The organism is Telluria sp. AC161 (assembly GCF_979258535.1).
Genome location: NZ_OZ409861.1, coordinates 4,637,518 through 4,649,215, shown reverse-complemented (window position 1 = coordinate 4,649,215; position 11,698 = coordinate 4,637,518). Strand labels below are relative to the sequence as shown.

Here is an 11,698-nt window from a genome sequence, read left to right as displayed (position 1 = left end):
TCTCGCTTTCTTCTCAGTTCTGGCGGGTCCAGATCACGTTCACACTACCGGGGTTGATCAGGTTGCTACCGCCGACCTGCACCAGCGACTCGGCGTCCAGCGCAGCGCGGTCGAGCCGGATCCGGCTCTGCACGAGGAAATACGTGCTTTTGGCGGTAATTCGCGGCTCCACACCCTCGACCCCGCCCTTCCATGTCAATTTGAAGTTCGACACGTCAATCCACGGCGCCCGCTGACGCTGGGCGATCAGCGAGTTGGCTTCGGACAGCGAGCTCCCTGGCAACACGGCAGCCAGCACTTCGGGCGACGCGGTATTCACGTTCACATTCGTATCCGACGATGGCAGCACGATCACGAACGGGCGCAGCCGCTCGACCGCTTCGGGCTTGAGACCTGGCACCATCAATAAATCGTCGACCCGCTCCAGCCGCATCGGCGCCCCGGTGCGCCGCGGCCGGACGACCGTGTTGGGGTCGGTACCTTCCGGCACGGGGGCCAACTGCTGCCCGGCGGCGACGAACTCGGCGATCGGCACGGCCAGCCGCGCTTCAAGCCGCAGATTGGTCAGCAAGCTGCGCATGACGTTGACCTGGTCTTTGTCTGGATTGCCACCCTTGGCCAGATTGTTCAGATTGTAGCGCGCCGTGGCGTCCAGAACCTGCCCCGACAGCGACGCATCGAAGTTTTCGCCCTGGATCCGCTCACGCTCGATGTACTGGTCGAGCCGGGTTTCGGCCAGCGGCGTGGCCCAGACCTGGTCAAGCGAGGTGTAGTTGCTATTGTTATTGACGCGCAAAATGACGCTGGCCCAGTCGAGCGCGCCGCGCTGGATCCACTTGGTCTGCGACTGCAGGCGCTGGTTTTCCATAGAGCGCACCTGCACCTGCTGCTGCCAGAACAGGCTGGCGACAATGGAAATGGCCAGTGTGGTCAGCAGCATGGCGGTCACGACGGCCACGCCCCGCTGGCGTGTGAGGTGGCGATGCATCAGGTGCCTCCCAGCAGGAATGCCTTGACCATCGGCTGGGCCAGGCCCTGCACGGTCAGCGCCACCTGCACGCCGGTCGGATCCTGCGCGTTTTTGGCAGGCGACTCAGTCAAGGCGGGATCCGGTGCCCCGCCGCCCACAGCGGTCGGTTCGTTGCGCCAGGCATTGTTCTGCCAGCCCTGCACCTGCATGCCGACCACGCCGACCTGCAGCACGACGGACGGCGAATTCTCGGCCGCTGCATCGGACGTGATCGCCTGCCACAATTGCTCGATCTGGATCAGGTCGCGCGTACCGGGCGACTCGCGCCGCACCAATTTTCCTTCGACGACGCGGTAGCTCACCACCTGCAGGCGCGACGGTTCATTCTCGACAAACACCTTGCGCACGAGAACCAGGCGGTCGGTATCCCACAGCAGCGCCGGACGCCCGGCCATGATGTCGTTGCCGGCCGCGTGCTCGCAATCGTTTTCCATCTGGGCAAAGGCGAGCTGCATGCCGCGTGTGGTTTCCATGTCGGCAGTCAGCGCCACGCGCGCACGGACGATGCCGTCCAGGCCGCGCCAGCCGAGCACAGCCACCATGGCGAGGATGGCGATCGCCACCAGCAGCTCGACCAGGGTAAAGCCTGCAGGGCGCTGCCTGCTGCTCGGGATCCGCGTCATACCGGGGAAGGCCTCAGAACCAGTTGGATCAGTTTGACAATGCGGCGACCGGGCTTGTCGACGTCAAATACCGAGACTTCGATCCTGCGCAATAGCGGGTTCGGGCTGGTGAGGACTTCTTCTTCGCACATCAGGTTCAGGCCGCCTTGCGGGCACGGAAAGCTGCGCTTGCCCACTTCGGGGAACTCGCGCCCCAGGCGGATCTGCACGAGGCGGTTCTCGGCCGACCAGGTCGCCATCATCGACGCGCGCAAGCCCTGGCTGTTCGAGGTCAGGCTGCCGACCGCCCGCAGCCCGGCGGCCAGCGCGGTGCCGACGATGACGAGCGCCACCAGCACTTCAAGCAGCGTGAAACCGGCAGCAGGGCGGGAAACTGGGCGCATGGTGGCGGGGGATGTCATTCGACAGTGAAGTGGCCGACGCCGTCGGCGCGGATCGCGACCGTGTTGGCACCCTTGGCCATCGTCAGCACGAATGGCCGGTCGACCGGCTCGCGCCCGAACGTGATGCGCAGCATGTCGGGGCTGCCGGTGCCGGTCGGTTCCAGGATCAATTGCAGGGGTGAATTCTTGAATTCACGCTCGCGCAGCAGGTCGTCGCGCGTGACCGGCTCCCAGCCGGCGTCGCCGCGCACCATGAAGCGGTAGCGGTCGCCATTGGCCTCGAACGCCACCAGGCGGTTGCGCACGATCGCTTCATCGCGCGCAAGTTGCAGCAGCAGCGCCAGGCGCTGCGCTTCCTTGTCGAGATCCTGGCGCGGACTCGGGATGGCGTTGAGCGTGGCCATGCCCAGCGTGAGGCCGATGATGACCATCACGACCAGCAGCTCCACCAGGGTGAAGCCGCGTGTGCGCGCTGTGCGCATGGCCGGCATGGAGATGACTTAGTCCCAGGAACCGACGTCGGTGTCTTCGCCAGTACCGCCCGGCTGCCCGTCGGCGCCGTACGAGAATACGTCGACCTCGCCCTTGACGCCCGGCGACAGGTATTGGTAAGCGTTACCCCAAGGGTCTTTCGGCAGTTTCTCGATGTAACCGCCTTCTTTCCAGCCATTGGCCGACGGGCCCGAGGTCGGCTTGGTGGTCAGTGCAATCAGGCCCTGCTCGGTGGTCGGGTAGCGCTGGTTATCGAGCTTGTAGAGCTTGAGCGCCTGCATCATCGTGGCGATGTCGACCTTGGCAGCCGTGACGCGCGATTCACCTGTGCGGCCCAGCAGCTTGGGCACGACCAGCGCGCCAAGAATGCCGATGATGACCACGACAACCATGATCTCGACCAGGGTAAAACCGCGTGCACGACCTGTGCTGCGCGTGTTGCGCTGAGTACGTTGAAAATTCATAAGCTCTGTGTGATGACAAGGGAATCGATGGAACCGGCACAGTATAAGCCCGAAATATGACAAGCGTACCGGCGAAAAGTACGCAATTGTATGTCACGTTCACCTGCACACCACGTTTCAGGGCGCCCGTTAAGACGCCACTAATCAACAGTGTTGCCGCTCTCACCATGACGCGCCGCACACACCGGGCACGCCAGATTGCGCGCCACACCGATCGCAGTCCATTCCATGTACTTGCCGTCAAGCATCAAGAGACGACCGACCAGCGGTTCGCCGATGGCCATGATGAGTTTCATCGCCTCGGCAGCCTGGACCGCGCCGACGACCCCGACCAGCGGCGCGAACACGCCCATGGTGCTGCATGCCACATCCTCGAAACCAGTGTCCTCGGGGAACAGGCAGGCGTAACACGGCGCAGTCGGCTGGCGCGCGTCGAACACGGCCAGCTGGCCGTCGAAGCGGATCACGGCGCCCGACACGAGGGGCGTGCCGGCCGCCACGCAGGCGCGGTTGACTGCGTGGCGGGTGGCGAAATTGTCGCTGCAATCGAGTACGACCGTGGCGGCGTGCGCGAGTTCCAGCAGCCGCTCGGGGCCGGCGCGTTCGCGCAGGGCGGTGACCTCGATATCGGGATTGATCGCCAGCAGCGTGGCGCGGCCGGACTCGACCTTCGGCTCACCGATGCGCCCGGTCGTGTGCATGACCTGGCGCTGCAGATTGGTCAGGTCGACGGTGTCATCGTCGACCAGCGTGATGTGGCCGATGCCCCCGGAGGCCAGGTACAGCGCCGCGGGCGAACCCAGGCCACCGGCGCCGATGATGACGACGTGCGCATCCAGCAGGCGTTGCTGGCCCTCGATGCCGATGTCGTCGAGCAGGATGTGGCGCGAATAGCGCAGGAGTTGGTTGTCGTTCATGGAAAAGCGCGGGATGCTGCAAGCTTAGGTTCCCGCCTGCGCGGGGACGACGGTGGTTAATGGGAGCAACGCCGCACGCGTCACCCGGCACGTCGTTCCCGCGCAGGCGAGAACCCAAGTACCACTACAATCACTTCTTGGCTGGCGCATGCAGCTCGGGCGGTTTGTTTTCCGCGCCCGGCAACGGCGCCGGCGCCGGTTTCTCTTCGACCGGCTCGCTCTTGGCCAGCACCACCTTCAGGCCCTTGAAGTGGTTGATGGCCTGGGCCAGCTGGAAATCGTCCTTGCTGCCGAACTCGAGCGGCTTGCGGTCTTTCAGCAGCGCCAGCGCGCGTTGTTGCTGGGCCAGGCTTGCCGCCTGGTCCTTGCCAGCGGCCGCAGGCTGCTCGCCTTCGGCCACCAGGTGGCGCTGCAGATCCGACTCGCGCACACGCAGCGCATTGAGCAGGTCGCCGTCCGCCGTTTCGTCCACCCGCAGGTCGGGCTGCACGCCCGTGGCCTGGATCGGCCGCCCTTTCGGCGTGTAATAGCGCGCCGTGGTCAGCTTGATCGCCGTATCGGGCGACAACTGGCGTAGCGTCTGCACCGAGCCCTTGCCGAACGTGCGGCTGCCCATCACGATCGCGCGCTGGTAATCCTGCAGCGCGCCGGCGACGATTTCCGAGGCCGAGGCCGAGCCCCCATTGACCAGCACCACCATCGGCACGGTCTTGAGCCCGGCCGGCAGCCCGGCGAGCGGATCGCCACGCTGGGCATAGAATTCGCGCCGGCCATAGAACGACTGGTTCGAATCCGGCAATTGCCCTTTGGTGCTGACGATGACCTGATCGGCCTTGGGCAGGAACGCCGCCGTGACGCCGATCGCGCCCGGCAGCAGGCCGCCCGGATCGTTGCGCAGATCCAGCACCAGGCCCTTGATGTCCGGTTGTTCGGCGTACAGTTCTTTGGTCTTTTTGGCCAGCTCGTCAAGGGTATTTTCCTGGAACTGGCTGATGCGCAGCCAGGCGTAGCCGGGCTCGACCACTTTCGCCTTGACGCTGACGACCTTGATTTCGCGGCGGTCCAGCGGCACGACCCACGGCTTGTCGTCGCCGGGCCGGGCGATGGTGAGCGTGACCTTGCTGCCGACCTTGCCGCGCATGCGCTTGATGGCGTCGTCGGACGACATATTGCGCACCGGGACATTGTCGATTCGGGTGATCAGGTCGCCCGACTTGATGCCGGCCCTGAACGCGGGCGTGTCCTCGATCGGCGAGACGACCTTGATATAGCCGTCTTCATTCGAGATTTCAACGCCCACGCCGACGAACTTGCCCTGCACCGCTTCGCGCATGTCGCGAAACGCTTTCTGGTCGAGGTACACGGAGTGCGGGTCGAGCGACGCCACCATGCCGCCGATGGCTTCAGTGAGCAATTTCTTGTCTTCGACCGGCTCGACGTAGTCGGTCTTGATCAGGCCATACACATCGGCCAGCTGGCGCAGCTCGTCCAGCGGCAGCGACGTGGCGGTGCCGGTTTTTTGTGCATAGGCGGACAACTGGAACGACGCCGCCACACCCAACACCATCCCCACGCCAACCAGCCCGAACCCCTTTGCTTTCATGCCCATGTGTACCCTGTGGTGACCTAGAACCGGACCCAGCCTGCCGGGTCGAACGCCTTGCCGTTACGCCTGAGCTCAAAGTATAGCCCCGATTCTTCGTTGCCACCGGTGTTGCCCGCGCTGGCCACCGCCTCGCCCGCGCGCACGCTGTCGCCTGGGCGTTTGAGCAGCGCCTGGTTGTAGCCATAGATCGACAGGTACTCGCCGCCATGGTCGATGATGATCAGATTGCCAAAGCCCCGCATCCAGTCGGCATGCACGACGCGGCCTGGGGCCACGGCGCGTACTTCGGTGCCTTCGGGCGCCTTGAAGAAGGTGCCTTTCCAGTTCGGACCGTCGCCGCGGCGGGTGCCGAAGCGCGCGACGACACTGCCATTGATCGGGCTGCTCATGCGGCCCTTGAGCGAGGCAAACGAGCCGGACGGCGCTGCCGGACCCAGCGCAACCTCGGGCGCCGGCGCCGGCTCAGGCCGGGTTGGCGCTGGTCGCGGCTGCTCAACCACGACCGGTGCTTCCTTGACCGGTGCGGGAAGTGGCGCCGGCAGCGGCTCGGGCTTGACGCCCGGCTTGGCGTTCGCGTTCTGGCGCGCGATGCGTTCACGTTCACGTTCGCGCTCGGCACGCCGGTCGGCCGCCGCCTTGGCGCGCGCCTGTGCCAGCAGGCGGGCTTTTTCATCGGCCTCGGCCTTGGCTTTGGCTTTCGCTGCAGCCGCGGCCGCGGCCGCTACCTGACGCTTGCGCTCGGCTTCGGCCTGTTCACGGATCAGGCGCGCCAGTCGGTCGACGAGGCCGGACATGCGCTCTTCGTCGCCCTTCAGGCGGTCGGCCTGCTTGCGCTGGTCGGCCAGCTTGCTCGACAGCGTGCCCAGCAGCGCCGCGCGGCGCGCCTTTTCCTTCTCGAGCATGGCTTTCTGATCGAGTTGTTCCTGGGCGATTTCTTCCAGCTCTTGCTGGGCGTTTTCAACCTTGTCGCGGTTGACTTCGACCTGCGCCAGATTGCTGCGCACCGAGTCGAGCAGGCGCGCCTGGGCCTGCGACACGTACGCCATCAGTTGCAGGTCGCGGCTGATGCGGTTTGGGTTATCCCCCGAGAGCAGCAGCTTGATGCGGTCTTCGTTGCCAGCCACATAATGTTCGCGCAGCAGCCTGGCCAGCTGCTGTTGCTGGGCGCCGATGGTCTGCGCCAGCTGGGCTTGCTGGGTGGCCAGCGATTGCAGCCGGGTTGCCGTCGTATCCTGTTCCTCGGCCAGATCGCGCAGCGCGCGGTTGGCGTCGGAAATGGCGGCCTCGGACTCGGCCAGCGTGTCGGCCGCGTCTTCCTTGGCGTTTTCGGTCTGGTTGATGTCGCGCTTGATGGCCGCCAGCTGTTGCTGGATGCCGGCGCGCTGCTTCTCGGCCGCCGCTTTCTGGCGGCTGCGCTCGGTCTGGCGCTGCGCCCACGCGTCCGACGCGAACGCGCCGGACAGCGCGACCGCCAGCAGTGTGCACAACAGCTTGCTGCCGGCGTCCTTCATGGTTGGCAAACGCAAAAGATTACTTCGCCTTCCCTTGGTTTGCGACCGCGGCCATGGCAGCGGCAATCGCCGCCTGGTCGCCCAGGTAGTAGTGCTTGATCGGCTTGAGGTCGGCGTCGAGTTCGTACACGAGCGGCTGGCCGTTCGGGATGTTCAGGCCCACGATGTCGGCATCGCTGATGTTGTCGAGCATCTTGATGATGGCGCGCAGGCTGTTGCCGTGGGCCGAAATCAGGATGTTCTTGCCGGCGCGGATGGCTGGCGCGATCTCGTCGTTCCAGGCCGGCATCACGCGCGCCACGGTGTCTTTCAGGCATTCGGTCAGCGGAATCTGGCTCTCGTCCAGGCTGGCGTAGCGCGGGTCATTGAACGACGTACGCGAATCATCCTTCTCGAGCGCCGGCGGCGGCGTGTCGTAGCTGCGGCGCCAGACCAGCACCTGCTCGTCGCCGAACTTGGCGGCGGTCTCGCCCTTGTCGAGGCCCTGCAGCGCGCCGTAGTGGCGCTCGTTCAGGCGCCAGTCGTTCTTGACCGGCAGATACATCGCATCCATCTCGTCCAGCGCCAGCCACAGCGTGCGGATCGCGCGCTTGAGCACCGAGGTATACGTGAGGTCGAACGTGAAACCGGCCTCCTTGAGCGCGCGGCCAGCGGCCTTTGCTTCAGCCACACCCTTGGCAGTCAGGTCGACGTCGACCCAGCCGGTGAAGCGGTTTTCCAGGTTCCAGGTGGATTCGCCATGGCGCATGAATACGATTTTGTACATGAAAGCTCTTTTCGCAAAATTTCTGGTTGATGTCCGGTCCAGCATCTATTTTATAATGCCCCGATTCAGTTCAACCAATCGGAACCCTTGTGAAATTCATTATCGATAACATTTTCCTCGTAGCGATCGCGGTTCTCGCTGGCGGCGCGCTGTTGTGGCCAGCCCTGGCGCCGCGCGGAAAACGCGCATCGCCGCTGCAGCTGACGCAGATGATCAACCGCGGCAAGACCACGATCGTCGACGTACGCAGCAGCGAAGAATTCGCCGCCGGTCACCTGCGCGACGCGAAACACATCCCGCTGGCAGACTTGGGTGCTCGCATTGGCGAACTGGACAAGTCGAAAAACCGGACTGTCGTCATGGTCTGCCAGACTGGCGCACGCAGCGACAAGGCCGCGCGCCAGTTGCAGGCGGCCGGTTTCGAGGACGTCCACAGCCTGGAAGGCGGCCTGGCGGCCTGGAAGGCTGCAGGCTTGCCGCTCACCAAATAAACCGCCCCATCGAGTCGATCGGGCACACGAAAGGATTCATCATGGCAGCTCACGTCGTTTTGTACCACACCGCATCTTGCCCTTACTGCGTCCGCGCCGAGCGCCTGCTCGAAGCCAAGGGTGTCACCGAGATCGAAGGCATCCGTGTCGACCTGGATCCCGAGCAGCGCCAGGTCATGATGCAGCGCACCGGTCGCCGCACAGTGCCACAGATTTATATTGGCGATACGCACGTCGGCGGCTTCGACGAACTGTATGCGCTGGACCAGGCAGGCCGCCTGGACCCGCTGCTCAAGGGCGAGTAAGCTGTATGCGCACTGCGTAGCGCGGCCGTCGGCGGCAAGACTGCTATTGCAAGCAAGTTGATTTTGCTACAATTGCCGTCGTGTTCGATCCGACGGCCCGTTCACGACGTCGCGCTCGACCAGGCAACCGGAGTGGCCCGCCACTTCCCACTATTATTAGAAAGCGTTCCATGTCCGACGAAACTCTGCAACCAGTATTCCAAATCCAACGCGTCTACCTGAAAGACATGTCGCTGGAGCAACCGAACTCGCCATCGATCTTCCTGGAGCAAGAAGCGCCAGCGATCGAAGTGTCGCTCGACGTGGGTGCTGAAAGCATCGCCGAAGGCATCTACGAGTCGACCGTGACGATCACCGTCACCGCCAAGGTCAAGGACAAGGTTGCGTTCCTGGTCGAAGGCAAGCAGGCAGGCATCTTCGAAGCCCGCAATATTCCGGCTGACCAGATGGATCCGCTGCTGGGGATCGGCTGCCCGAACATCATCTATCCTTACCTGCGCGCAAACATCGCTGACGTGATCAGCCGTGCCGGCTTCCCGCCAGTGCACCTGGCCGAGATCAACTTCGAAGCCTTCTACCAGCAGCGCGCCCAGGCCATGGCCGAAGCCGCAGCAGCGCCGTCGAACTAAGCAGCAGTCGTACCCGACGAACGCGGCGCCACGCCGCGTTCGTGCCAGATGGCCGGCGTCCCGGTTTCAACCACCATCCAGGCCCGCCATGTTCTCCGCCCGCCGTCTTGCCGGCTCCCCGTTGATTGCCTCATGCGCCTCATGCGCCGCATTGCCGGTCGCCCCGCGCGCATTCGCCTTTGATCACATCGAGGTCTCGGATGTCTGGGGCCTGTAATCCTCTGCAGGAGTTCCATGCAACAGAATAAGCTCACCAAAATTACTGTCCTGGGCGCTGGCGCCTGGGGTACTGCCGTGGCCATCGCCCTGGCGGCGCGCCACGACGTGCTGCTGTGGGGCCGCAATCCCCAGCAGATGCAAGAGATCGAGGCCGCGCGCGACAACCGCGCCTACCTGCCGGGCCATCCGCTGCCAGCTGCCCTGCGTGTGAGCGCCGACTTCGACGCGGCGCTGGCCCATGTCGCCACGAGCGCGCCGGATGAGACGCCGCTCCTGATCCTGGCCTGCCCGGTGGCCGGCCTGCGTCCCCTGCTCGAGCAATTGCGCGGCCGCTCGATCCCGAATGTCGTCTGGCTGTGCAAGGGCTTCGAGGCCGGCACCGCCCTGCTGCCGCACCAGGTGGTCGCGCAAGTCCTGGGCGACGCCGTGCCGGGCGCAGCGCTGTCCGGCCCATCGTTCGCCCAGGAAGTAGCACGCGGCCTGCCGTGCGCGCTGACCGTGGCGTCGAGCTCGCGCGCTTTACGCGAACGCGTCGTCGCGCTGGCGCATGGCGACAACCTGCGCGTGTATTCGTGCGACGACCTGGTCGGCGTGGAAGTCGGCGGCGCCGTCAAGAACGTGATGGCCATTGCCACCGGCACATCGGATGGCCTGGGCCTGGGCTTGAATGCCCGCGCCGCGCTGATCACGCGCGGACTGGCCGAGATCACGCGCCTGGGACTGGCGCTGGGCGCGCAGCCGGGCACGTTCATGGGCCTCAGTGGCATGGGCGACCTGATCCTGACGTGCACAGGCGATCTGTCGCGTAACCGGCGCGTGGGCCTGGCGCTGGCCGAGGGCAAGGCGCTGGCCACCATCGTGGCCGAGCTGGGGCATGTGGCCGAAGGCGTGCCGTGTGCAAAGGCAGTACGCGAACTGGCGCACAAGCTGGGCGTGGACATGCCGATTACCGAGGCGGTGGCGGGCGTGCTGTTCGATGGGGTCGATGCCGCGCGGACGGCGGCGGGCTTGCTGGCGCGCGATCCGAGGATTGAAGTCGCGTAGCGGCTACATGACGAACTTGGGTTCCCGCCTCCGCGGGAACGACGTTACAGAAGGTGGCCGAATTCGACGCGCAAGGGCTTCGATCACGTCCCGTAGCACGTCGTTCCCGCTAAGGCGGGAACCCAATTCAGATCACATACCGCGACCGTGAAATTTATTCGCTTGGTCCACCGATCAAGATCGTCATGAGCGCCACCGCGTCCTTCACGGCGCGGATCGTGTGCGGCACACCGCCGCTCAGATACACCATTTCGTTCGGCAATAGCGACGTCGTCGCACCGTGCGCATCGACGGCGATCTCGCCTTCGAGGCACAGCACCGTCACTTCGCCATCGACCCGGTGTTCGGGGATGGGGCGTTCCACCGGCAACACCAGCCGGATCAGTTCCATATGCTCGGTCTTGACCAGGGCCACCGAGGTGAAATGGGCGATATCGTTATCGCCGCGTTGCAATGCGATTTTCTCGCCGGATGTAGCGTGATGCAAGGCCATGTCGCCCTCCTCTATTCGTCGTGTTGTTCTGGAACGCTGCGCAGCCAGGTGACCAGCGCAAACGCGTCCTTGAATCCCTGCGCCAGTTGCGGCACCAGCTTTTCCGGCGCATTGAGCGCCAGATCGACTTCGGTCCACACGAAGAAGCTTTTCAGCTTCAGGTACTCGACATGCGGATGATCCGCATCGAAACCCTTTGGTGGACGCTGCAACTTGTCCTCGTCCAGGAGGTCACCATAGGTGGCGCGGAGATGCTTATTCTTCAACATTTTGCCAAAACCCGTCGCATCGTTGACCACGTGCTCGCGAATGGCCTTCAGGCGCGGCGGTGGCGGCAGGTATTCGCCGACGCCAAAACCGAGCTTGCCGTTGGCATCGATCTGGAAATAATAGGTCGAGCCACCGCCTGCACTGGGCCGGCGCTTGTCGTTCGGCGTGATGCCGGCCGAAAAGCGCGTCTTGTACGGCGTCTTGTTCTTTGAAAAGCGGATGTCGCGGTTGATGCGGAACATCGCCTTCTTCGGGTTGCAGGCCGCAACCTGCTTGTCGAAGGCCGTGATGGCACGGATCAGCTCGGTGACAACCTCCTGGAATTCTTCGCGCAGGATATCGTAGCGCGGCTTGTTCATGATGAACCAGGGGCGGTTATTGCTCTCGGTCAGTTCGTTCAGGTATTGCGTCAGGTCGCGCAGGTGCATGTGGGTCCGAAAATAGAATTCAAGAAG

At 64.3% G+C, this 11,698-nt stretch carries 15 protein-coding genes; 4 read left to right on the top strand and 11 right to left on the bottom strand.

Translation table 11 applies throughout. The features are described from left to right. Window positions 1-13 precede the first annotated feature (13 nt). The 9 genes from gspK to gpmA all read right to left on the bottom strand — a co-directional run bounded on the left by gspK (window position 14) and on the right by gpmA (window position 7,792). Window positions 14-988, bottom strand: a complete 975-nt coding sequence (gene gspK, locus ACZ0AJ_RS20720) for a type II secretion system minor pseudopilin GspK (RefSeq protein WP_499456328.1) — start codon at window positions 986-988, stop codon at window positions 14-16. Next, complete coding sequence (locus ACZ0AJ_RS20715) at window positions 988-1,653, bottom strand: PulJ/GspJ family protein (RefSeq protein WP_499456327.1); 666 nt, start codon at window positions 1,651-1,653, stop codon at window positions 988-990. Before ACZ0AJ_RS20715 ends, gspK begins: the two co-directional genes overlap by 1 nt. Further along, window positions 1,650-2,036 carry a type II secretion system minor pseudopilin GspI gene (gene gspI, locus ACZ0AJ_RS20710; protein WP_183554564.1) on the bottom strand — a complete coding sequence of 129 codons (387 nt, stop codon included), beginning with the start codon at window positions 2,034-2,036 and terminating at the stop codon, window positions 1,650-1,652. Before gspI ends, ACZ0AJ_RS20715 begins: the two co-directional genes overlap by 4 nt. A gap of 14 nt (window positions 2,037-2,050) precedes the next feature. Next, window positions 2,051-2,518: a type II secretion system minor pseudopilin GspH gene (gene gspH, locus ACZ0AJ_RS20705; RefSeq protein ID WP_499456326.1), complete on the bottom strand. Its 468-nt coding sequence runs from the start codon at window positions 2,516-2,518 to the stop codon at window positions 2,051-2,053. An 18-nt stretch (window positions 2,519-2,536) separates the two neighbouring features. Next, on the bottom strand, window positions 2,537-2,992 hold the full coding sequence (gspG, locus tag ACZ0AJ_RS20700; RefSeq protein ID WP_499456324.1) for a type II secretion system major pseudopilin GspG: 456 nt from the start codon (window positions 2,990-2,992) through the stop codon (window positions 2,537-2,539). Window positions 2,993-3,132: 140 nt separating this feature from the next. Next, on the bottom strand, window positions 3,133-3,909 hold the full coding sequence (locus ACZ0AJ_RS20695) for a HesA/MoeB/ThiF family protein (RefSeq protein ID WP_499456323.1): 777 nt from the start codon (window positions 3,907-3,909) through the stop codon (window positions 3,133-3,135). A 130-nt stretch (window positions 3,910-4,039) separates the two neighbouring features. Next, window positions 4,040-5,518, bottom strand: coding sequence for a S41 family peptidase (locus ACZ0AJ_RS20690; RefSeq protein WP_499456321.1), 1,479 nt, complete (start codon window positions 5,516-5,518; stop codon window positions 4,040-4,042). A 17-nt stretch (window positions 5,519-5,535) separates the two neighbouring features. Further along, window positions 5,536-7,026: a murein hydrolase activator EnvC family protein gene (locus ACZ0AJ_RS20685; RefSeq protein WP_499456822.1), complete on the bottom strand. Its 1,491-nt coding sequence runs from the start codon at window positions 7,024-7,026 to the stop codon at window positions 5,536-5,538. A 19-nt stretch (window positions 7,027-7,045) separates the two neighbouring features. Continuing rightward, the gene (gene gpmA, locus ACZ0AJ_RS20680) at window positions 7,046-7,792 is read right to left on the bottom strand and encodes a 2,3-diphosphoglycerate-dependent phosphoglycerate mutase (protein ID WP_332531917.1); all 747 of its coding nucleotides are present in this window, start codon (window positions 7,790-7,792) and stop codon (window positions 7,046-7,048) included. An 89-nt stretch (window positions 7,793-7,881) separates the two neighbouring features. Here gpmA and ACZ0AJ_RS20675 point away from each other — a divergent pair, with 89 nt between their 5' ends. From ACZ0AJ_RS20675 to ACZ0AJ_RS20660, 4 genes are all read left to right on the top strand, one after another. Further along, window positions 7,882-8,283 carry a rhodanese-like domain-containing protein gene (locus tag ACZ0AJ_RS20675; protein WP_183554575.1) on the top strand — a complete coding sequence of 134 codons (402 nt, stop codon included), beginning with the start codon at window positions 7,882-7,884 and terminating at the stop codon, window positions 8,281-8,283. Window positions 8,284-8,324: 41 nt separating this feature from the next. Next, on the top strand, window positions 8,325-8,588 hold the full coding sequence (grxC, locus tag ACZ0AJ_RS20670) for a glutaredoxin 3 (RefSeq protein WP_183554577.1): 264 nt from the start codon (window positions 8,325-8,327) through the stop codon (window positions 8,586-8,588). A 170-nt stretch (window positions 8,589-8,758) separates the two neighbouring features. Further along, complete coding sequence (secB, locus tag ACZ0AJ_RS20665) at window positions 8,759-9,217, top strand: protein-export chaperone SecB (RefSeq protein ID WP_183554579.1); 459 nt, start codon at window positions 8,759-8,761, stop codon at window positions 9,215-9,217. A gap of 234 nt (window positions 9,218-9,451) precedes the next feature. Further along, complete coding sequence (locus ACZ0AJ_RS20660) at window positions 9,452-10,480, top strand: NAD(P)H-dependent glycerol-3-phosphate dehydrogenase (RefSeq protein WP_499456319.1); 1,029 nt, start codon at window positions 9,452-9,454, stop codon at window positions 10,478-10,480. A 154-nt stretch (window positions 10,481-10,634) separates the two neighbouring features. On the opposite strand, the gene ACZ0AJ_RS20655 is transcribed toward ACZ0AJ_RS20660, so the two are convergent. Both ACZ0AJ_RS20655 and ACZ0AJ_RS20650 read right to left on the bottom strand, forming a co-directional pair. Beyond that, a complete protein-coding gene (locus ACZ0AJ_RS20655) occupies window positions 10,635-10,973 on the bottom strand; it encodes a cupin domain-containing protein (RefSeq protein ID WP_499456317.1) in 339 nt (112 codons plus the stop codon). 11 nt (window positions 10,974-10,984) lie between these two features. Continuing rightward, on the bottom strand, window positions 10,985-11,671 hold the full coding sequence (locus ACZ0AJ_RS20650; protein ID WP_183554585.1) for a DUF2461 domain-containing protein: 687 nt from the start codon (window positions 11,669-11,671) through the stop codon (window positions 10,985-10,987). Window positions 11,672-11,698: the final 27 nt, after the last annotated feature.